This is a genomic window from Aquimarina gracilis (genome assembly GCF_035285365.1).
In the GTDB taxonomy this organism is placed as follows: Bacteria; Bacteroidota; Bacteroidia; order Flavobacteriales; family Flavobacteriaceae; genus Aquimarina; species Aquimarina gracilis.
The window spans coordinates 170,201-193,757 of record NZ_JAYKLX010000010.1 but is presented as its reverse complement, the minus strand read 5'-3'; the positions used below and the strand labels follow the sequence as shown (position 1 = coordinate 193,757).

Below are 23,557 nucleotides of genomic sequence, written 5' to 3'. Positions count from 1 at the left end.
TCAGGAATAGAAAGATGGCATATACAGAAGACGACTTAAAGAAAGAATTAGAGACCAAGGAATACGAATATGGATTTTATACCGACATAGAATCCGATACCTTTCCTGTAGGGCTTAATGAAGATATTGTACGCGCAATTTCTAAGAAAAAAGAAGAGCCGGAATGGATGACCGAATGGAGGCTTGAAGCTTTTCGAATTTGGGAACAGATGGAAGAGCCCGAGTGGGCAAATGTAAATTATGAAAAACCAGATTTTCAAAACATTTCCTATTATTCTGCGCCAAACAAAAAGCCAAAATATAACAGTATTGATGAAGTAGATCCCGAGTTACTCGAAACTTTTGAAAAGCTAGGGATCTCACTTGAGGAACAAAAGAAATTGGCTGGAGTTGCAGTAGATATTGTAATGGACTCTGTTTCTGTAGCAACAACTTTTAAAGAAACCTTGGCAGAAAAAGGAATTATATTCTGTTCAATTTCGGAAGCAATACAGGAACATCCGGATCTTGTAAAAAAATATATTGGAACCGTAGTTCCTCAAAAAGACAACTTTTATGCAGCATTAAACTCTGCTGTATTTAGTGATGGTTCGTTTTGTTATATTCCAAAAGGAGTTCGATGTCCTATGGAATTATCAACGTATTTTAGAATTAATCAAGCAGGGACAGGACAATTTGAGCGCACACTAGTTATTGCAGATGAAGGAAGTTATGTAAGCTATCTTGAAGGTTGTACCGCTCCTTCACGTGACGAAAATCAATTACATGCAGCGGTTGTGGAATTGATTGCACTGGACGATGCAGAGATAAAATATTCTACCGTGCAGAATTGGTATCCTGGTAACGCCGAAGGAAAAGGAGGAGTTTACAATTTTGTAACCAAAAGAGGGCTTTGCGAAACCAATGCTAAGATTTCATGGACACAAGTCGAAACAGGATCTGCAGTAACCTGGAAATATCCTTCATGTGTGCTGAAAGGAGATAATTCTGTAGGCGAGTTTTATTCGATTGCTGTGACCAATAATTTTCAACAAGCAGATACAGGAACCAAAATGATACATTTGGGTAAGAATACCAAAAGTACCATTATTTCTAAAGGGATCTCTGCTGGAAAATCACAAAACAGCTATCGTGGATTGGTACAAATAAATAGCAGAGCAAAAAATGCGCGTAATTTTTCACAATGTGATTCTTTGTTGATGGGCAATGAATGTGGTGCGCATACGTTTCCTTATATAGAAGCAAAAAACAAGACCGCTCAAATAGAACATGAAGCGACTACTAGCAAAATAGGTGAAGACCAAATCTTTTACTGTAACCAACGTGGTATCGATACCGAAAAAGCGATTGCCTTGATCGTAAATGGTTTCAGCAAAGAAGTATTAAACAAATTGCCTATGGAATTTGCTGTAGAAGCTCAAAAACTTCTTGAAATTTCACTAGAGGGTTCTGTGGGCTAATATTGTGTAACCATCAAATCTGTATTAATGAAAAAATCGTTCCTTCTCATTGCTGTCACCTTATTAATTTTTTCGTGTAAAAAAGAAAAATCAAAAACAGAAAATATTGAGCCAAGTTTAATTCGTGGAGAGTTTATTTTGATTGATGGTGCGGCAGTAATTATGGGAAAGGATTTTATTTATGGGGTTGTGATTAATGATATAACCCAAGAGCTTGCAAAAAAAGTAGAGCCCTTACAAAGAGAAGAATATGACATGGTCCCTGTAGTTATAAAGGGGGTTGTCAAGCCAAATGATACCAACGGTGTAGAGAAATGGAAAGAAATCGTTGAGATAAAAGAAATTATTGGGGTCAGCGCTCCTACTTCAGAATTGCCAACAAAAATCAATTCGGCCGAAACTGAAGAAAGTGCTAATGACTCATTAGAGCAAAAAGAAAATTAAATACAACATATCTATTTTATAGATAAAAGAATTGAGCATGTTAGAAATAAAAGATTTGCACGCTAGCGTAGAAGAAAAAGAAATTTTAAAAGGTCTTAGCCTAAATGTAAAGGCAGGAGAAGTTCATGCTATAATGGGCCCAAACGGTTCTGGAAAAAGTACATTAGCAAGTATTGTTGCTGGAAAAGAAGACTACGAGGTTACCAAAGGTGAAATTCGTTTGAACGGAGAAGATATAGAAGAATTGGCCGCCGAAGAACGAGCGCACAAAGGCGTTTTCTTATCGTTTCAATATCCGGTAGAAATTCCTGGGGTTACGGTTACCAATTTTATGAAAACGGCGATCAACGAAACTCGAAAAGCACAAGGCCTTGAAGAAATGCCCGCCAAAGATATGTTGAAAAAAATTCGTGAGAAATCTGAGTTACTAGAGATCGATCGTAAATTTTTATCGCGCTCTCTTAACGAGGGGTTCTCGGGAGGTGAGAAAAAAAGAAATGAAATTTTTCAGATGGCCATGATGGAGCCAAAACTTGCTATTCTAGACGAAACAGACTCTGGACTGGATATCGATGCTTTGCGTATCGTAGCCAATGGCGTAAATAAACTTAAAAGTGATGACAATGCCATCGTTGTAATTACTCATTATCAAAGACTATTGGATTATATTGTCCCCGATTTTGTGCATGTATTATATGATGGTAAAATTGTAAAATCTGGTACCAAAGAATTAGCATTAGAACTAGAAGAAAAAGGATACGACTGGATTAAAGAAGAGATAAACGCTTAATTTTAGTTTATCGTTGATGGTTGATAGTTATAGAAATTAGGTCTTTAGCTCTCTAAAACAATCAACGAACAACGAACAACAAACACTAGGAACATGGAATTGAAAGAAAAATTAGTATCCTCTTTTTTGGCCTTTGAAAACACAGTCGATGTGGATGCACCTGTTCATGATATTAGAACACAAGCCATCAAAGTTTTTGAAGAAAAAGGGTTTCCCTCCAAAAAAGAAGAAGCCTGGAAATACACTTCTCTTAATACTATATTGAAGCACGACTACAGTGTTTTTCCAAAGGAAGAAAATGCATTAGAATTCAAGGATGTAAAAAAATACTTTCTACATGATCTTGACACCTATAAAATAGTATTTATCGATGGTCGTTATTCTTCGCATTTGTCTGAAACCACACATGACAAGATAGATGTTTGCCTAATGTCTTCTGCATTAACAAAGGATAAATACAAACCTGTTATCGAGAACTATTTTAATAAAATTGCTCATAAAGATGGGCTTAGTTCTTTAAATACTGCTTTCTCTCAAGAGGGAGCCTATATCTATATTCCAAAAAATAAATTGGCCGACAAACCAATCCAAATCATACATTTTTCTACAGGAAAAGAGTCATCTCAATTACTGCAACCTCGTAACCTGATCGTTGTTGAAGAAAATTCTCATGTTCAGATCATCGAACGCCATCAAAGTCTAACCGAAAATCCGGTTTTAACAAATTCGGTTACCGAGATTTTTGCAGACAAAAGGGCTGTAGTGGATTACTATAAAATTCAAAATGATAACCAAAATGCATCGTTGATCGACAATACTTATATTGATCAACAGGCGCAAAGTTTGGCATCTGTACATACTTTTGCTTTTGGTGGAAATCTTACGCGAAATAACCTGAATTTCTTCCAAAAAGGACAAGGTATAGATTCTGTGCTTAATGGGATAACCATTATTGAAGGAAAACAGCACGTAGACCACAATACATTGGTGCATCATACCGAGCCAAATTGTGAAAGTCATCAGGATTATAAGGGTATTTTTGACGAAAAAGCAACTGGAGTTTTTAACGGAAAAATTATCGTTAATAAAGAAGCTCAGAAAACCAATGCTTTTCAATCTAACAATAATATCTTGCTAAGTGATAAAGCAACAATTAATTCAAAACCTCAACTTGAGATTTTTGCCGATGATGTAAAATGTTCTCATGGTTGTACCATTGGGCAATTAGACGAAAATGCTTTGTTCTACATGAGGTCTAGAGGTATTGGAGAAAAAGAAGCAAAAGCTTTGATGATGTATGCCTTTGCAAATAACGTTTTGGAAAGTGTAAAAATCCCTCAATTAAAAAGCAGAATCAATAAATTAATAGCTAATAAGCTCAATGTAGATATTGGTTTCGATTTATAATAGATTTCAAAAAACTTAAACAAAAAAGCCAGGGTAATGCCTGGCTTTTTTTTATTATTTTACCGAGGCCACTACTTCTTTTAAAAATGTATTAAAATCAACTCCTGCATCCCCTATCAATCCAAAACGTACAATAACCAAGTCTTTTGAAGGGATTATAAATACACGTTGCCCCTGATATCCGTTAGCCGAAAACATATCTCTTGGTGCATCAGGATAAAATCCACCAGCATTCAACCAAAAATGACCACCATAATCACCATCAGATGTTGGACTTGGAGTCTTCACATACTCTGCCCATTCTTTAGTGAAAATCTGCTCGCCATTCCAGTTACCTTCATGTAAATACAATAAACCAAACTTACCCCAATCCCTAACGGTTGCCCAAGCATAAGAAGAACCCACAAAATTACCTGCCAGATCGGTTTCGATAAGCATTGAGTTCATCCCGATTTTATCAATAAATTCGCGATAGGGGTAATCCAGATATTCCTGGTAACTATCAAAGTGATTTCTTAAAATCCCGGATAATAAATTAGACACTCCTGAAGAGTAATACCAAAATTCATTGGGTTTATGAATTGCCTTTTTATGAATTTGAGCCTTGGTCATATCGGTATCCAGGTACAGCATTTTGGTTGCGTCAGAAATTGAACCATAGTCCTCGTCCCACTCCAACCCACAATTCATTTGTAATAGGTTATGGATTGTAATTTTCTTTCGATCATCATTTTGCCATTCTTTTATAGGCGCTTTCGAATAAATGTCAATTCCTCCTTGTTTCTGTAAAACCCCATATACGGTTGCCAATATACTTTTGGTCATAGACCATCCTGGTAGTCTGGAGTTTCGATCCAAGCCATCGATATATTTCTCTGCTATAATCTGATCCTTGTATAAGACCATAATAGCTCTTGTCTTCTGTATATCTTCACCTGGTTTATCAAAAATCGAATTGACTGCTGCATTTATCTGGTCATATGCTATAGTATTAAATATAGTATCCTTTTGAGGTAAATTTCCATAAGGATATGGTAATCCTGTTTCGATTTTAGATCTTCTAGGTTTAAGAATGACTTTATTTTCATCAAAGTCATCATTAATTAATACACTTCCTACTCCGTCCCTATATATTGCTTTTCTTTCTTTGAGACCAAAAACCGAAGCAATCGATGTCTTGGTTTTCATGTCAACCACATCATCAGCCAAATGAACAGGGGCAAAGTTGTTGTCTTTTGTATCGGTAAATTCTACGCTTCTATTTCCTATAAACACCGAAGAGTTCATGTGCTTGGCAGAGTAGCCTGTAAGGATTGTAAGCTTGGGATAATTAAGAGTAATTGTAATGCAAATCGCCAGAAAAAGAAACAAAAATGTGAAACCAATAATTTTTTTAAATCGCTTCATAAGAAAAAAGATTAAACCATACTAAAAATAGCTAATCTTAATTAGAAATACTTATTACTTTTGCAGAAAGAAATTGCAATGTTTGATGTACATAAAATCAGGGAAGATTTCCCGATCCTAAAACGAGAAGTAAACGGAAAACCTTTGGTATATTTTGATAATGCGGCCACTTCACAAACGCCACAAGTTGTTATCGACACCATTGTAGATTATTATAGTAACTACAATGCAAATATTCATCGAGGAGTACATACATTATCTCAAGAAGCCACAGATGCTTATGAAGTGGCTCGTAAAAAAGTACAGCAGCATTTTAATGCAAAACAGGCACACGAAATCATTTTAACCTCGGGTACTACCCATAGTATCAATATTGTAGCTACAGGTTTTACAAATCTTCTTTCTGAAGGAGACGAAATCATCGTTTCTGCACTAGAACACCACTCCAATATTGTGCCATGGCAAATGCTTTGCGAACGCACGGGTGCCATTTTGAAGGTAATTCCTATGAATGAAGAAGGGGAATTGCTTATGGATGTGTATGACACATTGCTTTCAAATAAAACTAAACTTGTTTTTACGAATCATATTTCTAATGCATTAGGGACCATAAACCCTATTGAAGAAATCATTGAAAAGGCTCATAAAGTTAACGCTGCAGTACTTATTGATGGGGCGCAATCTTGTCCTCACATTAAACCCGATGTACAGGCATTGGATGTTGATTTTTATGTAGCATCTGCGCACAAGCTTTGTGGACCGACGGGTGTTGGGATACTTTACGGAAAAACCGAGTGGCTAGAGAAACTACCGCCTTATCAAGGTGGCGGCGAAATGATAGAGCAAGTAACTTTTGAAAAAACCACCTATGCCGGACTTCCACACAAATTTGAAGCAGGTACGCCAAATATTTGTGGTGGTATTGCTTTTGGAGCAGCTCTGGATTATATGAATGCCATAGGTTTTGATAATATCGCAGCATACGAAAAAGAACTACTAGATTATGGTACCGAAAAGCTTTTGGAGATCGATGGACTAAAAATATATGGTACTTCACCAAACAAAACATCGGTAATTTCCTTTAATCTTGAAAATATACACCCTTATGACGTCGGTACTATTGTGGACAAACTCGGAATAGCAGTACGAACCGGACATCATTGTGCGCAACCCATTATGGATTTTTATAAAATACCTGGTACAGTAAGAGCCTCATTTTCTTTTTATAATACCAAAGAAGAGATTGATGCACTTGTTGAAGCGGTTAAAAAGGCAAAGATGATGCTTTCTTAAGATTTCATACCCTAGACAGGAAATAAGGGGAAACTTTATTCAATTTTTGGGGAAATTTCCTCTTATCAATTTAAAAAATCTTCTCTTTTTTTACTGGTTATTTTCTATCTCAATTTTGAATAGAAAAACGCTCTCATCCTAACAATAGTGTTAAAATCATAAAATAATAACCTATCTATCAATCACTTACAAATAAGTCAATAACGACTAAATATCTAGACAAAATGTTAAAATAATTTAGATAATTCTTGCAAAAAACCTTTTTTCAGGATAACTTTAACAGAATCAATTTAACCAATAAATAAATATATTATGAAAAAAGTACTGTTAAGTATGATGTCTATCTTTTTTATAGTTTGCAGCGGTATAGCGCAAGACTATGAAATAAGTTCAAGCTCTAAAACCTTCAGAGATTCTGATCGACGTAACAGAAGAGTAAATGCAAGAATTTACTACCCAAAAATTACTCAAATCAATCAGGCCGAAGCACCCCAAGGTTCATTTCCTGTCATTGTACTAGGACATGGGTTCGTCATGGGGTCTGATGCTTATGAAAACATTTATGATGAACTGGTTCCAAAGGGGTACATTGTCGTTTTTGTAAATACCGAAGGGTCGTTTTTTGCCAACCACGATGCCTATTCAAAAGATCTGGCTTTTATGGTCAATGCGATACAAGCAGAAAACACTAACCAAAGTTCTTTTCTTTTTGGTATAGTCGACGATAAAACCGCACTAATCGGTCATTCTATGGGAGGCGGTGCAGCCACAGTTGCCGCCTCTTTAGTAGAAGTAGAGACTTTGGTTACTTTTGCTCCCGCTCTACTACGATTTGATACATTAACACCTGCGTCATTAGTTTCAGAAGATGCTATCGTATTTTCGGGAACCGCAGATGGGGTTACTCCCCCCCAAGAGCATCATATTCCCATTTACAACAATCTGGGGTCTGATTGTAAATACATTATAAACATTACAGGGGGTGCTCATTGCTATTATGCCAATAGCAACTTTTTCTGCGATTTTGGTGAAAACAGTTCTTCTGGAAATATTCAGATATCCAGAAGTCAACAACAAGCTATTACATTTCAATTCTTAAACTCGTGGTTGGATTACAAGTTAAAGGGAGATCTAGGGGCTCAACAAACCTTTCTAGTAGATCTTTCCACTTCGGAAGATGTTACTTCAGAAAACACATGTAATAATCCTGTAGCAATTTATGAACCTGCAAAGATTGAATTAACAACATTTCCAAATCCTGCAAATAAGGTGTTAAATATTAAAATATTGGATAACCAAACGTTTGAAAAAGTAGAATTTTATGGACAGAATGGCCAGCTTGTTCGCAGCTCAAAAAAGAATCATATAGATGTTTCTGGCATGAAACCAGGTCATTATTTGGCAAAAATATATGCCGGTAAAACTAGTATTACCAAAAAGATTTTAATCCAAAAGTAACATTGTTAATAGTTGTGTTTGTATAGAATGTTGTTTTCAGATGAGGGGGCTTTTGCTCCCTCATTTTATTTGATTTCACCTTATAAATTGTTAAATTAGAGTACAATTGAATTTATACTAAAAATTTGTTAATCAATTTGTTAAATGTTTCATTGTTTCCGTTAAAACATAAAACATGACCTTCTTTATTTCGTTGATATAGCATAATACTCTTAAACATGAAAAAGTTAATAATTTCAGGAATAATTCTCTCGTTGTTTTTATGTCTAGGTTGTCCCAGCGGAAAACCCACTGCCGAAGAACCAGAATGTATGGACGCTGAAAAGGCTAAAACATTGTATAAAATTGCCGGTATAGATCCCAATAAAAGATGTGGTACCATGGATGTTTTGATTAGACATATGATCAAAAACCCGAATTTGAAATCCAATATGGAAACTATAGAAAAGCAATGTGACTCATTTATCCAGCTAAGGAAAGCCGGAAAAATGATGGATTTGGATACTATTACTATTCCTACTGTTGTGCATGTAATCTATAGTAAGCCCGAAGAAAATATTTGTAAGCAACAAATTATGTCTCAGATTGATGTTTTAAATCAGGATTTTACCAAAACTAATACCGACATTAGCCAAATCCCTGAAGAATTCTTAGGTCTATCGGCAAACACTCAGGTTAGGTTCGAATTAGATGACATAATACGTGTAGCTTCTACTAGAACAGATTGGGGAACCAATGACCAGATGAAATTTTCTTCCAATGGAGGTTCAAATGTCATTGATCCATCAAAAAAATTAAATATCTGGGTGTGTAATATCGGAGGCGGAGTTCTAGGGTATGCCCAGTTCCCAGGTGACGATCCAAAAACCGATGGGATTGTAATTTCTCCCCAGTTTTTTGGTACAATGGGTTCTGCAACTGCACCATTTGATAAAGGCAGAACAACTACTCATGAAGTAGGTCATTGGCTTAATCTAAGGCATATTTGGGGTGATGGTAATTGCTCACAGGATGATTTTGTTGACGATACACCACTATCAGATGGGCCTAATTTTGGTTGTCCTTCATATCCAACTGTGCGTTGTAATACCAATGATATGACCATGAATTATATGGATTACACCGATGATGTGTGTATGCATATGTTTACCGAAGGTCAAAAAAATAGAATGAGAGCTGTTTTTGCCGAAGAAGGACCCCGAGAAAGTTTTTCAAAACCTTTGATACAATAACTACTTTAAATGCTATTTTTAAAAATCTAAAATTCACATATGTATAAGTTTGTTCTGATACTTAGTCTGGTTTTTCTGTTTTCTTCATGCCAGGAGACAAAAAGAATCTATATCGCCAATCATTTGACCAACTGTGAAGGTGTGGTTCCACAAAAATGTATGTTGTACAAAGAAAACCCAACCGACCAATGGAGCTATTTTTATGATACCATCGAAGGTTTTAATTATGAAGAAGGGTATGCCTATCAATTGGAGGTTGTGATCACCCAAACAGAAAACCCTCTGGCAGATGAGTCTTCTTTACAATATTCTTTATTAAAAATAATCTCAAAAGAAAAAGACAACTCTATCGCTCAAAACATACCTGCAAAAAGCCAAGAGTCTCAAAGTGATATTATAAGTATTGAGTATCAAGCTGTATCCAGAGGGACGTTTTTTCAGGTTAGTGTAAGCGAAAAATTCATCCAAAAAACAATCGATCGAAACCTTAAAACAATTGATTCAAGAAAATGCTCAAAAAAAGATTGGGAAACTATTCAATCGCTTATTCAAAATATAGATCTAAATACAATTAACGCATTAAAAGCTCCAACAGATAAGCGACTTTTTGATGGGGCAGCTCACGCACAATTAAAAATCTCATATAAAACCAAAATTTTTACTTCAAATGGTTTTGATCATGGAAATCCTCCAGAAGAAATAAAACAATTAGTTAATACTATACTATCATTGTCAGAAAGTATTGAATAGCAACTATTCTTATTGTACTTTTGTTGAAAATTTGTAGACAATGACCATACAAGAAATTCAAGAAGAGATTGTTGATGAGTTTAGCATGTTTGATGACTGGATGCAGCGTTATGAGTATATGATCGAATTGGGAAAGTCTCTCCCGTTAATTGATGAAAAATATAAAACCGACGATAATATCATTAAAGGTTGCCAAAGTAAAGTTTGGGTTCATGCCGAAATGAAAGACGATAAAATAGAATTTACCGCAGATAGTGATGCTATTATAACCAAAGGAATTATAGCTATTCTTATTCGCGTATTTTCTGGACAACATCCAAAAGATATTATTGATGCAAATACTGAATTTATTGACGAGATTGGGTTAAAAGAACATCTATCTCCAACACGAGCAAATGGTTTGGTAAGCATGATAAAACAATTAAAAATGTACGCGATTGCTTATCAAACACAATTAAACTAATCTCTTTTTGTTAGGCCACAAGAGTAATGGTCGACTAAATATTAAGAAATAATGAGCAAAACAGCTATAGACACAAACGAGTTAGGAGAAAAGATCGTAAGAGTTCTTAAAACTATTTATGATCCCGAAATACCTGTTGATATATACGAACTTGGATTAATTTACGATGTCTTTGTAAATGAAGATTATGATGTAAAGATCTTGATGACACTTACATCACCAAATTGCCCTGTGGCAGAATCATTGCCAGAAGAAGTACGAGAAAAAGTAAAGTCTTTGGATGCCGTAAATGATGTCGAAATGGAACTTACTTTTGATCCGCCATGGTCCCAGGACTTGATGAGCGAAGAAGCAAAACTAGAATTAGGAATGCTATAATTTTTAACTATAAAACATCCTTTCTTATATGAATCAGGCACATTATGATAAATTAGAAAGAATGTATTTACAGGCAAAAGTTAATACCAAAATATTTGATACAACCAAAGTTAAAATTTCAGAAGAAATTGCTGAAATTAGTTTAGAAATATCAGATAAGTATTTTCATGCTTTAGGAGCTATTCACGGTTCTGTATATTTTAAATTATTGGATGATGCTGCTTTTTTTGCAGTAAATTCTATTGTTGAAGATGTTTTTGTGCTTACAACATCATTTAACATTAACTTGATTCGTCCCGTAAATAAAGGTGTTATTACCGCCATTGGTAAAGTAAAGTTTAAATCAAGAAATATATTTGTAGCAGAGTCTACTTTGTATAACGAAGATGGTAAAGAAATTGCTTTTGGAACTGGAAATTTTGCAAAAAGTAAAATCGAATTATCAGAAAAAATAGGATATCTATAATGGCCGAAGAAATAATAAATAGAGTTGCAAACAATAAAAACCTAATAACTTTTGACCTAGAAGCGTATTATCCTGAAGGAAAGCGCACTCTCTTTGATATAAAAGACTGGCTCTATGAAGGGCTTCTTTTAAGAGAAAAAGACTTCAGGCAACAGGCAAAGGATCATGATTGGAGCCAATATCAAGATCAATATATAGCACTTACCTGTTCTACCGATGCCATTATCCCCGGCTGGGCTTATCTTTTATTAACAAGCTCACTGATCCCTTATGCCAAAAAAATTGCCGTAGGTACATTAGAGGCTTTAGAAACTGTTTTATACACCGAAATTATAAGCAACCTTGATGTTTCAACATATCAAGACAAGTTATTAATCATAAAAGGATGTGCCAACAAGCCTGTACCCGAAGGAGCATATATCGCTTTAATACAAAAATTACAACCCGTTGCCAAAAGTATAATGTATGGTGAAGCCTGTTCTTCGGTACCACTATATAAGCGCAAATAAGTCTTTTGTCGTTTAATTTTGTCTTTTGTCGAAAAAACGCTTTCAGACATCTTCTATCTAAAACAAAAAACGTTTCTTAAAATATATTTGCCAACATAAATTTTATACAGATTATTTATTTTGGTTAAGTATGCCAAATGTATTCTAAAAATTGAATTGTTTGGCATATACCCCTCTTGACTAGAGTAATCGTCTGATCAACTCTAAAAACTACTTATCAAATGAAAAAAACACTATTAACACTAATTTTATTAGTAAGTTCTACCATTGCTTTTTCACAAGAAGAAACTAAAGAAGAAGGCCCAAAAGATGGATGGACACGAGCTGGAAACATCAGTTTTCTATTCAATCAATCGGCTTTTAATGCCGAATGGCTTGGAGGAGGTACTTCAAACATTGCAGGAAACCTTTCTATTTCTTATGATTTTAACTATCGCAAAGGAAGTTTGACATGGGACAATAAAATTCTTGCAGATTATGGGTTAACCAAAATTAAAGATCAGGAGTTTACTCGTAAAACAAACGACCGTTTTGAGTTTAACTCTTTACTTGGTAAACAAATCAAAGAAACAAACTGGTACTATTCCTTTTTCTTAAACTTCAGAACGCAGTTTGCACCGGGTTATGAATTTGGAACCGATGCCGAAGGAAATGAAACAAGAACAGAAATCACAGATATTTTCTCTCCAGCATACTTACAATTGGGGCCAGGTATACTTTGGAAGAAAAGTGACAATTTTAAAGTAAATATAGCTCCTGCTACAGCAAGATTCATTTTTGTAGATGGCGCATTTACCGATGTGGGTGATGATCAAGCCGCTATCGATGCTTTTAATGATGCTGGTGGATATTTTGGTGTAGAAGCCAACGATACTTTTAGATTCGAATTTGGTGCCGCAGTAAATGCTTATGCAAAATTTGATATCATGAAAAATGTATCAATGGAAAATATCCTAAACCTTTACTCAAACTATCTTGAAGATCCTCAAAATGTAGATATCGATTATACTGCTAATGTAGTGATGACTATCAACAAATATTTATCAACCAATCTTACCTTCCAGGCAATTTATGACGACAATGCTATTGGAGCGGTACAAGTACGTCAGGTATTTGGGCTTGGTGTAAACTATGGATTTTAGTAACTAACACTTAACTTAAAAAAGCTCATCAAATTGATGAGCTTTTTTTATGCCGTAATATTGCTTCTTTGCATAAAAAACTCATAATTGTCCTCGCCTATAATTTTAAATCCACAACGCCTATAAAGGTGTTTTGCAGGGTTATCTTTTAAAACTTTTAGAAACAGGTCTTTTTTCATTGTTTCGGCTTTCGAAATCATTTTATTGAGTACCTGCTTTCCTATACCATTGCCTTGAAACTTTGGTAGTATTTGTAACTGCAAAATTTCTATCCTGGTATCCTCTTCAATGTATTTCAACAGACCTAGTTTGTTAAAAGAGTTTGAGATGATGTAAGAACCGTCATAATTTTTATCTACCCTGCCTTTATGTTCTTCTTCTGACAAATAGATGCCCGCTTTTTCCAAGTGTTCATTCATGGTTTGCTTTCTCAAATTCAAGAAAAAAGCTTTATCCTCTTCTTGGGCTTTAACAAATTTTATTTCCATTTCTAACATATATTACGAATATACTTCAATTAACAACTATATAAGCTTTTAAGAACTAATCGTTTTGCCATTTGAAAAAGCTACTCGCATCTTGTATATTTGTTGTTTACCCCTGTAACAAAAGATCTATGAAAAGGGTTTTTGTAACTATTTTTCTTCTTTTTTATATAACACATACCTTCTGCCAAAAGGAAAAAAAGGTAAAGCAGCTCGATTCTATACAATCTAACCTAAAAAAATCCCTAGACAGCATCCTAAAATCGACTCCCAATGACCTTAATATTATTGTGTTAAAAGATATTTTAAAAGAAATAACTCCCAAAAAACAAAAAGAAGAACATATTGGGTGGAAAACCAAAGGAAAGTTCTCATTACTCTTTAACCAATCTGCTTTTAATTTTGATTGGCAAGGAGGGGGTACTTCTAACATTGCAGGGAATGCAGTAGCGAATTATGAGTTTAATTATAAAAGAAAAAGCCTCACGTGGGATAATAAAATTCTGGCAGATTATGGTCTTTCATTTTTAAAAGATGAAGAATTTGCCCGAAAAACCAATGACCGTATAGAATTTAACACACGACTAGGCCAACGAATCAAAGAAAGCAATTGGAACTATTCTTTCTTTGCCAATTTCTTATCTCAATTTGATAAAGGATATGAGTTTAGTACTGATCCTGATACCGATGAAACCATCCGTATAGAACAAACTCATTTTTTCTCACCCGCATTTATACAAGCCGGTCCTGGGTTATTATGGAAAAAAAGTGATGACCTTTCTATTAATATTGCTCCAGTTACTTCACGTATGATTTTTGTAGATAAAGAATTTACCAATGTCGAAGGATATCAAGACGGAGATTACTTTGGTGTAGATGCCGGTGAAAGTACCCGATTTGAGTTTGGAGGCGCACTTGCCGCCAATCTTAAGTTTTCTATCACACAAAACCTTACTGTAGAAAATATACTAAACCTGTATTCGAACTATATCGAAGATCCTGCAAATGTTGATATGGATTATACCTTTAATCTAAACCTAAAGATTAACCGTTACATTTCGTTTAGCTTTGTGTTCCAGAGCATTTATGACGATAACGCCACTAGTGCATTTCAAATACGTCAGGTTACTGGTATTGGGCTTGATTACAAATTCTAAAGATTACTCTTCTACAATCTCGGGATACAAGAAATTGTTATATGGAAAACGAGTAACATGAATATCTCTCACCTCTTTGTATACTCTTTTTCTAAACTCTTCCATGTTTTCCTTGTTAATAGCCGAAATAAATAAGGCATTGTCCCCTATCCTACTCATCCAGGTTTGTTTCCACTCATCAAGGGTGTAATGTGCTTTGGTTCTTTCGGTAGTTAGATCATCATCATCGATGGTCTCATGGTGATACGCATCAATCTTATTAAACACCATAATAGTTGGTTTATCTGTACAGTCGATTTCTCCAAGAATCTTGTTTACAGAATCTATATGATCTTCAAACTGTGGGTGTGAAATATCTACTACATGCAACAACAAATCTGCTTCGCGCACCTCATCCAGCGTACTTTTAAAACTTTCTACCAATTGCGTAGGTAGTTTTCTTATGAAACCAACTGTATCTGTCAACAAAAAAGGAAGATTACCAATAACCACTTTTCGTACCGTAGTGTCGAGCGTAGCAAAAAGTTTGTTTTCGGCAAATACTTCACTTTTTGAAATTACATTCATAAGGGTAGATTTTCCAACATTGGTATATCCCACCAAAGCCACACGAACTAGCTTACCACGGTTACCTCGTTGTGTTGCCATTTGCTTGTCGATAGTGAGTAATTTCTTTTTGAGTAAAGAAATGCGATCACGTACTATACGACGGTCAGTCTCGATCTCAGTTTCCCCAGGACCACGCATACCAATACCCCCTCGTTGTCGCTCAAGGTGTGTCCATAATCCCGTTAACCTGGGTAGTAAATATTGATACTGCGCCAACTCAACTTGAGTGCGCGCATAACTGGTTTGCGCTCGCTGTGCAAAAATGTCGAGAATCAGATTGGTTCTGTCTATAATTTTTGCTTTTAAAATACGTTCGATATTGCGTAATTGAGCCGGAGTTAGCTCATCGTCAAATACAACTGTCCCAATTTCATGCTCTTCTACATATGCCTGCACTTCTTCCATTTTACCGGTACCAATAAATGTTTTAGAATTTGGCATATCCATTTTTTGAGTGAATCGCTTTACCACTTCGCCTCCGGCAGTATAGGTAAGAAATTCTAGCTCATCCAGAAATTCTTCAAGTTTTTCTTCGTCCTGATTTCTGGTTACAATCCCTATTAAAACAGTTTTTTCGTATGCAATTTCCTTCCTCTCTAGCATGCAATATGTTTATCTTCTATTTCTTAATTTATTATCTTGTACTATAATAGTAGTTTGCAAAAATACGACAATTATATACTTGAAAGCCTACTATTGATGGGGATTATTAAAAAAATTAGACGAAATGGCCAATAAATTTTATTTCAAGAAAAAAAATACAAATCACTATACCGTAGCATTTTATAATCTTGAAAACTTGTTTGACACCAAAGATGACCCTCGCATATTGGACGAAGATTTTTTACCCGACTCAGAAAAACGTTGGACTCGTAAACGTTACGAAAAAAAGATCTCTAAACTTGGTACTGTAATCTCGAATATAGGTTTTACAAAAACAAGAAAGGCTCCAATACTAGTTGGTGTAGCCGAAGTAGAAAACAAAAAAGTGCTAGAAGACCTCATTACAACCAAACACTTAAAAAATAAAAATTATGGTGTTGTACATTATGATTCTCCCGATGAGCGAGGTATAGATGTAGGTTTATTATATCAAAAACAACATTTTGAAGTCATCTCTTCAGAGAATATCCCTGTTTTGGTAGACAACCAACAAGGTGAGAGAGATTATACAAGAGATATTTTATGGGTAAAAGGAGTTTTTAATACCGAGGAAGTAAACATCCTTATCAATCACTGGCCATCAAGACGAGATGGTGCAGAACTCACCTCTTACAAACGTGTGGCCGCTGCAGACAAAAACCGAGAAGTAGTCCAACAAATTACTTCAGAAAATAGTGAAGCCAAAATTATTATTATGGGTGATTTTAATGATGACCCAACTAGTGAAAGCATTAAAAACCTGGTAAGAAACGATCTTTTTAACCCAATGGAAAAACTACTTACAAGATATAGTGGTAGTTTAAATTATAGAAGTCAGTGGAATCTGTTTGACCAGATAATCTTCAGTAATAATTTTCATAAATATGAAAAAGGAAAACACAGCTTCTCTGACGCTTCTATTTTCGACAAAGACTTTTTAAAAATCTACAAGGGCAGGTATAAGGGTAACCCTTTTAGAACCTATGTGGGTCGAAAATACCTGGGCGGTTATAGCGATCATTTTCCAGTATACATAAGACTTAAGCACAACGAATAAAGAACTTATTCAAAGGTGTTTTGCCGCCCAGAAAACAGGTGAACAACCCTAAAAAAGTCCGAATAGTTTGAAATTCAAACTATTCGGACTTTTTTGTTTTTACCACACAATATATTCGCCAATATAAACTAAAAAACTTTAAATATGAAAACACAAAATTTAAAAAAACTGGCGCTTTTATGTGTAGGGATTCTAATCGTATCTTGTAGCAAATCAGACCTGTCTGAGGTTGATGAAAACGAAGCGTTGGTTCAAGAAAAAAATGAAGTAAAAATTGTAGAAACTCAAGAGAACAAAGATTTTATTGTTATTGGTTTGGCACCAGGTATCTATGGCGATTCTAATGTTGATGCCTATGAGAGTGCTACTTACAGTTATATTTTAACTCAGACCGAGTTAAACACCGTGCCGAGTAGCTTAAGACGTTTTAGGGTTCGATTTCAAGTATGGTCTGGGGGTTCATGGAAACATAAAAAGACCTATAACAATCAACCCAGTACGGTAACCGCAAAATTTCCAACCCATGGGAATGGTAATTCGGCCATCTGGAGAATTGGATTTCAGATGTACAATAAAAATACGGGTACATCGTATAGCAAAAAATGGAAAACAGTAGTAGTGAATAATTAATTTGTTTTAATTGCATTGTTTGTAATTGGTTTTAAGAAAAGACCAAAGCTATTCCTTGGCTTTGGTCTTTTACACTACTATAACTAACTAAAACTAAAATTCTAATTTTCCATATCCTCCTCGTCTTTGATATGTGTCCCAACAATCAGCGCAGTTATTATCTAACCAAACATTAGGAAATGTATATATATTGGTAGTGCCAGAAGCAGGTACAGTTTGATCTGAAGTAACCATATACGTGTGAAATTGTTTTACAAACCATGCATCTGTACCTTGCAATTGAATATTTGACGCTCCAACTTTCACCCAACTTACCGCTTGGTTCGGGAAGGCCGTTTTAAAAAGATAATAATCCCATTTTCCCAATTCTCGCTCATCTATGTCAGGATAATCCAGGACAATATTCTTTGCATTATGCGCTCCTTTATCTGTATAAAAATATACAGAGGCTCTTACATTGCCATCTGTACCATTGCCTGCTTGAGTTCCTGTAAGTGTAGCAATTCTATAATACCACTCTGTGCTAACAGCTTTATCAGACTTCTCGTTGTTTTTCATGTATTCTGCCACCACTTCATCAAATCTTGCTGCCGCCTCTTCTTCACTTAAATCTCCGTTTAATTTCATGTGTAATAATGGTAATTGAGCTTCAAATTTATTCTCTAAAATCTGGTTGCTGTTACCCGTTGTACTCATAAAACCGGCCTGTTCGTTAGTATTTATAAAATCTGTTCCTCCATCTGGTTGTTCACAAGAAGCTATACAAAACATAAATGATGCTACCCCAACAACTCCAATGAAATTCCCCCCTTTTTTCATTTCGATTTGTATGTTTGATTAATAAAATTGTTAATAAGATTCAATTCCCAATTGATGTTGTAAAATCCCTTTTACAAACATAAAGCGTTGATAGTCAATATTCAAGAGTTTAAAATCCCATATTAAAAGGGGTGATTTTACCCTTTTCGTGCATATCTGCTATCAAAACACATAAGAAGCTTTATAATCAGCTATACCTCAAATAGTTGATGAATAAAGGGCTGCGACTATTGTTACTAATTTGTTGATATTTTTTTAACACTAGTAGGGTGATCAAATGGTTATAATGCCATACCTTGCGCTACGCAAAAAATCACACTAACAAATAATTGTCATGAAATTAAAATTACTTTTAATTCCATTTATTACTTTATGCTTTTTGGGGAAGCAAAATGGGATTGCACAGTCTGTATTTATTAATGAAATACATTATGATAATGCAAGTACAGACGTAGATGAAGCTGTCGAAATCGCAGGTGCAGCAGGAACAGATCTTACCGATTGGAGTATTGTCCTTTACAATGGATCAAACGGAACAGTTTACAACACAATTGCACTTTCGGGAACATTAACCGATCAACAAAATGGTTTTGGAACCGTGGTAGAAATACTTCCTGCCAACGGGCTACAAAATGGAGCACCCGATGGGATTGCTTTGGTAGATAATAACAATGCCGTAGTTCAATTTTTAAGTTACGAAGGCGTTTTAACAGCTACCAATGGTCCTGCATCCGGACAAACTAGTACAGATATTGGAGTTTCCGAATCTGGCAGTACTCTCGTTGGAGCTTCTTTACAGTTATCTGGAGCAGGGACTACAGCTGCAGATTTTGTTTGGGAAGTTACTACAGCAAATACGTATGGAGCTGTAAATACTAATCAAGTGTTTGGTACACCAGTTGTTATTCCTATGATCAATGAATTTGTATTTAACCATACAGGATCAGATACCGATGAGTTTGTAGAGGTTGTTGCAGGGATAGAAACAGGCCTAAGTGAATATTGGTTATTAGAAATAGATGGTGATAGCAATTCTGCTGGTACTATCGACGAAGTAATTCAACTAGGTACAACCGATATAAATGGATACTTTACCACTCCTTTGGCTAGCAATACATATGAAAATGGAACTGTTGCCTTGTTATTGGTTAAAAATTTTACTGGAAGTTTAAATGAAGACCTTGACACCAATGATGATGGTGTTTTTGATGTTACTCCTTGGGAAGAAGTTATAGATGATATTGGAGTAAACGATGGAGGAGCTAGTGATCTTAACTATGCTAGTGTAACCTTATTACAATCTTTTGATGGAATTTCGTTCACTGTAGGTGGTGCGTCAAGATTTCCAAACGCAACCGATACAGATGCCAACACCGATTGGACAAGAAATGATTTTGATGGTAGCGGATTGCCAAGCTTTCCAACCGTTATGGCCGAGCCAGGAGAAGCAGTAAATACTCCTAATCGCGAAAATGTAGTTATTGAAGATGGTGGCGGAGAAGATGCCGTATTGCTTATTAATGAAATAGATGCCGATACCGAGGGCTCTGATGTTCTTGAATTTGTAGAGCTGTTTGATGGTGGTGTTGGAAATACTGCTTTAGACGGACATGTTTTAGTATTCTATAATGGCTCAAACAATCAGAGCTATGCGACTTATGATTTAACTGGTTTTACAACCAACGCAAATGGATATTTCGTAATCGGGAATCCAGACGTTGCAAACGTATCTATTACCTTTCCTGGTAACGGATTACAAAATGGTGCAGATGCTGTAGCTCTTTATCAAGCAGACGCTGCCAGCTTTCCTAATGGAACTGTGGTAACCACGGACAACCTATTGGATGCTATTGTATATGATACTAATGATAGTGACGACGTAGAGCTTTTAGTATTACTGAATACCGGTGAGCCACAGATAAACGAAGATGGTAACGGAGATAAGAATTTTCATTCCTTACAACGTTTTCCAAATGGGTCTGGCGGACAAAGAAATACAAATACCTATACCCAAGCGGTTCCTACTCCTGGATCTGCAAATACCAATGCTACCGAGGTAGTAAATCTTATTATCAACGAACTTGATGCCGATACACAAGGATCTGACACCTTAGAGTTTATCGAATTATATGATGGCGGAACAGGAAATACTGCTTTAGATGGATTCGTATTGGTAAACTATAACGGAAGTAACAATACCAGCTACAATGCTTTTGATTTAGATGGATTTTCAACTGATGCCGAAGGATATTTTGTAATCGGTAATGCTGATGTTGCTAATGTAGATCTTGTTGTACCCGGAAACACTTTTCAGAACGGAGCAGATGCCGTTGTACTTTATTTTGGAGATGCCACTAGTTTCCCTAATGGAACTACTGTAGTTACTGATAATATTATTGATGCGATCGTATATGATACCGATGATAGTGATGATGCCGAGTTGTTGGTGTTACTAAATGTTGATCAACCACAAGTAAACGAAAATGCCAACGGAAGCAAAGATTTTGAATCTCTTCAAAGAGTTCCAAACGGAGAAGGTGGAGCTCGTAATACCATTACCTATGTTGCCAAAGCTCCTACTCCTGGGGTAAGCAATGACGGTGTTATAGTTGTTCCGGGAGAACCTATTACTATAGCAGAAGCCAGAGCTGCCGCCGAAGGAACTCCTGTTACTATTGCTGGAGTGCTTACAGTAACCGATAGTTTTAATGGTCCAGCATTTATTCAGGATTCAACAGGTGGTATAGCTGTTTTTGATGAGCAGGTGCAAGCCAATGCCGCACTTAAAGTAGGAGACTCTATTACCGTAACCGGAGTAAGAGCTGCATTTAATGATCAGGTTCAGATTGGATCAGTTGTAGAAGTAGTTAATAACGGTATTCCAAACAATCCAATAGTCGCACAAGAAATTACACTCACAGAGCTTGCCAACCATCCAGGAGAATTGGTTAGAGTACTTAATACTACATTCCCAAACCCTGGGGATCTTTTATTCGGAAATTCAAACTTTACCCTTACCGATGCAAGTGGAACAGGAGAATTGCGTATTGATAATGATGTTGAATCTATCGTTGGTAAAGTTCAACCGGTAACCTGTCCAGAAATTACTGGTGTTGTAGGCCGCTTTAGAGAATTTTTCCAATTATTGCCTAGAGAACTTGCAGATATTTCTTGTGCGGTAGAATTTGTTCCGCCAGGTGATACAGTTGGTTTCCCAAAAGAGGACACTTTTGATGTAGTGGCGTGGAACATTGAATGGTTTGGAGACGAAAACAATTCTCCGGTAGGACAAAATCCAATGTCTGATGCTATTCAAAGAGATAGTACGGCAACAGTACTTCAGCAACTAAAAGCCGATATTTATGCCGTAGAAGAAATTGCAGATGATGCCTTGTTTGCAGAGTTAGTGGCTCAATTGCCTGGATACGATTATGTGTTGTCTGATGCTTTCTCTAATCCAGGAGGTACTCCTCCTTTCCAGAAATTAGGTTTTATCTATAATACTGAAACTGTAAATGTAGTAAGCACAAGAGCCATGTTTACTTCAATTCACCCACTTTATAATGGTGGTGATGATTCTGCAATTGCAGACTACCCTAATGAAACCTCGCGTTTCTTTGCTAGTGGTAGATTACCATTTCTTATGACTGCCGATGTAACCATAAATGGGGTTACAGAGCGTATTGACCTTGTTGCACTACACGCTAGGGCCAATAGTGGTAACGATGCTCAAGCTCGTTATGATATGCGTAAATATGATGTTGAAGTATTAAAGGATTCTCTAGATGTAAATTTTGCAAATAACAAAGTAATATTGTTAGGAGACTATAATGACGATGTTGATGAAACTGTAGCCGATATTACCTCAACAATTTCAAGTTTTCAGGAATATGTAGATGATACTGCTAATTACAATATCGTTTCTTCTGCATTAAGTGAAGCTGGATTACGTTCTTTTGTATTTAGAGAAAATATGATCGATCATATCGCGATTACCAACGAACTTAATGATGCTTATATAGAAAACTCTGTTACTGTGCATTATGAAGTATATGATGCAGATTATGCGTTTACAACTTCAGATCACTTCCCGGTTTCAGCCAGATTTTTATTAGAAAGACCATTTGTAGATAACGAGTGCGCCGGTGCATCTGTAGTGGCTTTCGAACAAGGAAGAAGAAGAGATGGCGGAAGAATTTCAAGGCTAAGAAGCTATCCAGAACGTGCTATTGGTATGCCAAACGAAAGAAAATTCTTCGATTTTGTAAGTTTAGGTTTTGGTGGATCTATAACCATCGAACTTAATAATGAAATCTTCGACAATAAAGATGTTAATGAATTTGCGGTGTTTGAATCTACTGGATTCTTTGGTAACATTCCTTGTAACTATTTCCCAGAAACTGCCGAGGTTTTTGCATCTCAAGATGGTGTAGAATTTGTTTCTTTAGGAACCACTTGCCAGGATGGAGAATTTGACCTTGCTGCTGGTAATCTATCTTCAGCAAAATATATCAAGGTTGTTGACACCAGCGACAAAAATATTTTCCCTTGGTTTGCCGATGGTTTTGACCTGGATGCTATTGTTTGTCTTGAAAATGGAGAAAATCTATTTGCAAGAAAAGCAGCTACTACACTTGCTGAAAACCCAACAGCTTTTGAAAGTGAATTAATGGAAGAAGGCTTTGGTCTCGAAGAAGTGAAAGTAACCGTATCTCCAAACCCGGTGCGTAATGATCTATTTGTAGATTTTAATGTACTTGCCAAAAGTGATATCGATGTCTTGGTTACCGATGTTACTGGTAAAACGGTATATGCGCAAACCATACGATTAAATGTAGGGCAGTCTAAGTTAACTATAGATATGAGTCGTTTCCCAAATGGATTTTATATGGTCAAGGCTTTTGACAAAAAAGGAAGTTTAAATATTACCAAGAAGATTATTAAAAATTAATATCTAGT

At 35.8% G+C, this 23,557-nt stretch carries 21 protein-coding genes; 17 read left to right on the top strand and 4 right to left on the bottom strand.

Features of this window, described 5'->3' with window-relative positions:
* The first annotated feature begins 14 nt into the window (after window positions 1–14).
* The 4 genes from sufB (at window position 15) to sufD (ending at window position 4,101) form a co-directional block, all read left to right on the top strand.
* A complete protein-coding gene (gene sufB / locus U6A24_RS20335) occupies window positions 15–1,460 on the top strand; it encodes a Fe-S cluster assembly protein SufB (RefSeq protein ID WP_324181854.1) in 1,446 nt (481 codons plus the stop codon).
* 27 nt (window positions 1,461–1,487) lie between these two features.
* The gene (locus U6A24_RS20330; protein WP_324181853.1) at window positions 1,488–1,904 is read left to right on the top strand and encodes a hypothetical protein; all 417 of its coding nucleotides are present in this window, start codon (window positions 1,488–1,490) and stop codon (window positions 1,902–1,904) included.
* A gap of 37 nt (window positions 1,905–1,941) precedes the next feature.
* On the top strand, window positions 1,942–2,694 hold the full coding sequence (gene sufC / locus U6A24_RS20325; RefSeq protein ID WP_324181852.1) for a Fe-S cluster assembly ATPase SufC: 753 nt from the start codon (window positions 1,942–1,944) through the stop codon (window positions 2,692–2,694).
* Between the two features lie 93 nt (window positions 2,695–2,787).
* Window positions 2,788–4,101, top strand: coding sequence for a Fe-S cluster assembly protein SufD (sufD, locus tag U6A24_RS20320; protein WP_324181851.1), 1,314 nt, complete (start codon window positions 2,788–2,790; stop codon window positions 4,099–4,101).
* Window positions 4,102–4,155: 54 nt separating this feature from the next.
* Here the strand turns inward: sufD and U6A24_RS20315 are convergent, their stop codons facing one another.
* Window positions 4,156–5,508, bottom strand: a complete 1,353-nt coding sequence (locus tag U6A24_RS20315; protein WP_324181850.1) for a serine hydrolase domain-containing protein — start codon at window positions 5,506–5,508, stop codon at window positions 4,156–4,158.
* A gap of 78 nt (window positions 5,509–5,586) precedes the next feature.
* On the opposite strand from U6A24_RS20315, the gene U6A24_RS20310 reads away from it, so the two are divergent.
* The 9 genes from U6A24_RS20310 to U6A24_RS20270 all read left to right on the top strand — a co-directional run bounded on the left by U6A24_RS20310 (window position 5,587) and on the right by U6A24_RS20270 (window position 13,199).
* Window positions 5,587–6,801, top strand: coding sequence for an aminotransferase class V-fold PLP-dependent enzyme (locus U6A24_RS20310; protein ID WP_324181938.1), 1,215 nt, complete (start codon window positions 5,587–5,589; stop codon window positions 6,799–6,801).
* Between the two features lie 312 nt (window positions 6,802–7,113).
* Window positions 7,114–8,259: a poly(ethylene terephthalate) hydrolase family protein gene (locus tag U6A24_RS20305; protein ID WP_324181849.1), complete on the top strand. Its 1,146-nt coding sequence runs from the start codon at window positions 7,114–7,116 to the stop codon at window positions 8,257–8,259.
* A gap of 218 nt (window positions 8,260–8,477) precedes the next feature.
* Window positions 8,478–9,491: a zinc metalloprotease gene (locus tag U6A24_RS20300; RefSeq protein ID WP_324181848.1), complete on the top strand. Its 1,014-nt coding sequence runs from the start codon at window positions 8,478–8,480 to the stop codon at window positions 9,489–9,491.
* Between the two features lie 39 nt (window positions 9,492–9,530).
* Window positions 9,531–10,241 (top strand): DUF4377 domain-containing protein, encoded by a 711-nt coding sequence (locus U6A24_RS20295; protein ID WP_324181847.1) that lies wholly within the window; start codon window positions 9,531–9,533, stop codon window positions 10,239–10,241.
* Between the two features lie 40 nt (window positions 10,242–10,281).
* The gene (locus U6A24_RS20290; protein WP_324181846.1) at window positions 10,282–10,704 is read left to right on the top strand and encodes a SufE family protein; all 423 of its coding nucleotides are present in this window, start codon (window positions 10,282–10,284) and stop codon (window positions 10,702–10,704) included.
* A 51-nt stretch (window positions 10,705–10,755) separates the two neighbouring features.
* Window positions 10,756–11,082 (top strand): SUF system Fe-S cluster assembly protein, encoded by a 327-nt coding sequence (locus U6A24_RS20285; protein WP_324181845.1) that lies wholly within the window; start codon window positions 10,756–10,758, stop codon window positions 11,080–11,082.
* A gap of 28 nt (window positions 11,083–11,110) precedes the next feature.
* Window positions 11,111–11,548, top strand: coding sequence for a PaaI family thioesterase (locus U6A24_RS20280; RefSeq protein WP_324181844.1), 438 nt, complete (start codon window positions 11,111–11,113; stop codon window positions 11,546–11,548).
* On the top strand, window positions 11,548–12,057 hold the full coding sequence (locus tag U6A24_RS20275; protein ID WP_324181843.1) for a DUF2480 family protein: 510 nt from the start codon (window positions 11,548–11,550) through the stop codon (window positions 12,055–12,057). The genes U6A24_RS20280 and U6A24_RS20275 overlap by 1 nt, the downstream gene beginning before the upstream one ends.
* A 221-nt stretch (window positions 12,058–12,278) precedes the next feature.
* Complete coding sequence (locus tag U6A24_RS20270) at window positions 12,279–13,199, top strand: DUF3078 domain-containing protein (RefSeq protein ID WP_324181842.1); 921 nt, start codon at window positions 12,279–12,281, stop codon at window positions 13,197–13,199.
* A gap of 47 nt (window positions 13,200–13,246) precedes the next feature.
* Here U6A24_RS20270 and U6A24_RS20265 read toward each other — a convergent pair whose 3' ends face one another.
* The gene (locus U6A24_RS20265) at window positions 13,247–13,687 is read right to left on the bottom strand and encodes a GNAT family N-acetyltransferase (protein WP_324181841.1); all 441 of its coding nucleotides are present in this window, start codon (window positions 13,685–13,687) and stop codon (window positions 13,247–13,249) included.
* A 128-nt stretch (window positions 13,688–13,815) separates the two neighbouring features.
* Between U6A24_RS20265 and U6A24_RS20260 the strand changes: the two genes are divergently transcribed.
* A complete protein-coding gene (locus U6A24_RS20260; protein WP_324181840.1) occupies window positions 13,816–14,841 on the top strand; it encodes a DUF3078 domain-containing protein in 1,026 nt (341 codons plus the stop codon).
* A 3-nt stretch (window positions 14,842–14,844) separates the two neighbouring features.
* Here U6A24_RS20260 and hflX read toward each other — a convergent pair whose 3' ends face one another.
* The gene (gene hflX / locus U6A24_RS20255; protein WP_324181839.1) at window positions 14,845–16,053 is read right to left on the bottom strand and encodes a GTPase HflX; all 1,209 of its coding nucleotides are present in this window, start codon (window positions 16,051–16,053) and stop codon (window positions 14,845–14,847) included.
* A gap of 124 nt (window positions 16,054–16,177) precedes the next feature.
* Here hflX and U6A24_RS20250 point away from each other — a divergent pair, with 124 nt between their 5' ends.
* Together U6A24_RS20250 and U6A24_RS20245 are read left to right on the top strand one after the other, a co-directional pair.
* Window positions 16,178–17,149 carry an endonuclease/exonuclease/phosphatase family protein gene (locus U6A24_RS20250; protein WP_324181838.1) on the top strand — a complete coding sequence of 324 codons (972 nt, stop codon included), beginning with the start codon at window positions 16,178–16,180 and terminating at the stop codon, window positions 17,147–17,149.
* A gap of 144 nt (window positions 17,150–17,293) precedes the next feature.
* On the top strand, window positions 17,294–17,779 hold the full coding sequence (locus tag U6A24_RS20245) for a hypothetical protein (RefSeq protein ID WP_324181837.1): 486 nt from the start codon (window positions 17,294–17,296) through the stop codon (window positions 17,777–17,779).
* Between the two features lie 93 nt (window positions 17,780–17,872).
* Here U6A24_RS20245 and U6A24_RS20240 read toward each other — a convergent pair whose 3' ends face one another.
* Window positions 17,873–18,598 carry a hypothetical protein gene (locus U6A24_RS20240; protein WP_324181836.1) on the bottom strand — a complete coding sequence of 242 codons (726 nt, stop codon included), beginning with the start codon at window positions 18,596–18,598 and terminating at the stop codon, window positions 17,873–17,875.
* 334 nt (window positions 18,599–18,932) lie between these two features.
* Between U6A24_RS20240 and U6A24_RS20235 the strand changes: the two genes are divergently transcribed.
* Entirely contained in the window at window positions 18,933–23,549 is a 4,617-nt protein-coding gene (locus U6A24_RS20235) for a T9SS type A sorting domain-containing protein (protein WP_324181835.1), read from the top strand.
* Window positions 23,550–23,557: the final 8 nt, after the last annotated feature.

Bases quoted from the DNA above. Each gene is read 5' to 3' on its own strand.
- sufB (WP_324181854.1), top strand. From the start codon at position 15: ATGGCATATACAGAAGACGACTTAAAGAAAGAATTAGAGACCAAGGAA.
- U6A24_RS20330 (WP_324181853.1), top strand. From the start codon at position 1,488: ATGAAAAAATCGTTCCTTCTCATTGCTGTCACCTTATTAATTTTTTCG.
- sufC (WP_324181852.1), top strand. From the start codon at position 1,942: ATGTTAGAAATAAAAGATTTGCACGCTAGCGTAGAAGAAAAAGAAATT.
- sufD (WP_324181851.1), top strand. From the start codon at position 2,788: ATGGAATTGAAAGAAAAATTAGTATCCTCTTTTTTGGCCTTTGAAAAC.
- U6A24_RS20315 (WP_324181850.1), bottom strand. From the start codon at position 5,508: ATGAAGCGATTTAAAAAAATTATTGGTTTCACATTTTTGTTTCTTTTT.
- U6A24_RS20310 (WP_324181938.1), top strand. From the start codon at position 5,587: ATGTTTGATGTACATAAAATCAGGGAAGATTTCCCGATCCTAAAACGA.
- U6A24_RS20305 (WP_324181849.1), top strand. From the start codon at position 7,114: ATGAAAAAAGTACTGTTAAGTATGATGTCTATCTTTTTTATAGTTTGC.
- U6A24_RS20300 (WP_324181848.1), top strand. From the start codon at position 8,478: ATGAAAAAGTTAATAATTTCAGGAATAATTCTCTCGTTGTTTTTATGT.
- U6A24_RS20295 (WP_324181847.1), top strand. From the start codon at position 9,531: ATGTATAAGTTTGTTCTGATACTTAGTCTGGTTTTTCTGTTTTCTTCA.
- U6A24_RS20290 (WP_324181846.1), top strand. From the start codon at position 10,282: ATGACCATACAAGAAATTCAAGAAGAGATTGTTGATGAGTTTAGCATG.
- U6A24_RS20285 (WP_324181845.1), top strand. From the start codon at position 10,756: ATGAGCAAAACAGCTATAGACACAAACGAGTTAGGAGAAAAGATCGTA.
- U6A24_RS20280 (WP_324181844.1), top strand. From the start codon at position 11,111: ATGAATCAGGCACATTATGATAAATTAGAAAGAATGTATTTACAGGCA.
- U6A24_RS20275 (WP_324181843.1), top strand. From the start codon at position 11,548: ATGGCCGAAGAAATAATAAATAGAGTTGCAAACAATAAAAACCTAATA.
- U6A24_RS20270 (WP_324181842.1), top strand. From the start codon at position 12,279: ATGAAAAAAACACTATTAACACTAATTTTATTAGTAAGTTCTACCATT.
- U6A24_RS20265 (WP_324181841.1), bottom strand. From the start codon at position 13,687: ATGGAAATAAAATTTGTTAAAGCCCAAGAAGAGGATAAAGCTTTTTTC.
- U6A24_RS20260 (WP_324181840.1), top strand. From the start codon at position 13,816: ATGAAAAGGGTTTTTGTAACTATTTTTCTTCTTTTTTATATAACACAT.
- hflX (WP_324181839.1), bottom strand. From the start codon at position 16,053: ATGCTAGAGAGGAAGGAAATTGCATACGAAAAAACTGTTTTAATAGGG.
- U6A24_RS20250 (WP_324181838.1), top strand. From the start codon at position 16,178: ATGGCCAATAAATTTTATTTCAAGAAAAAAAATACAAATCACTATACC.
- U6A24_RS20245 (WP_324181837.1), top strand. From the start codon at position 17,294: ATGAAAACACAAAATTTAAAAAAACTGGCGCTTTTATGTGTAGGGATT.
- U6A24_RS20240 (WP_324181836.1), bottom strand. From the start codon at position 18,598: ATGAAAAAAGGGGGGAATTTCATTGGAGTTGTTGGGGTAGCATCATTT.
- U6A24_RS20235 (WP_324181835.1), top strand. From the start codon at position 18,933: ATGAAATTAAAATTACTTTTAATTCCATTTATTACTTTATGCTTTTTG.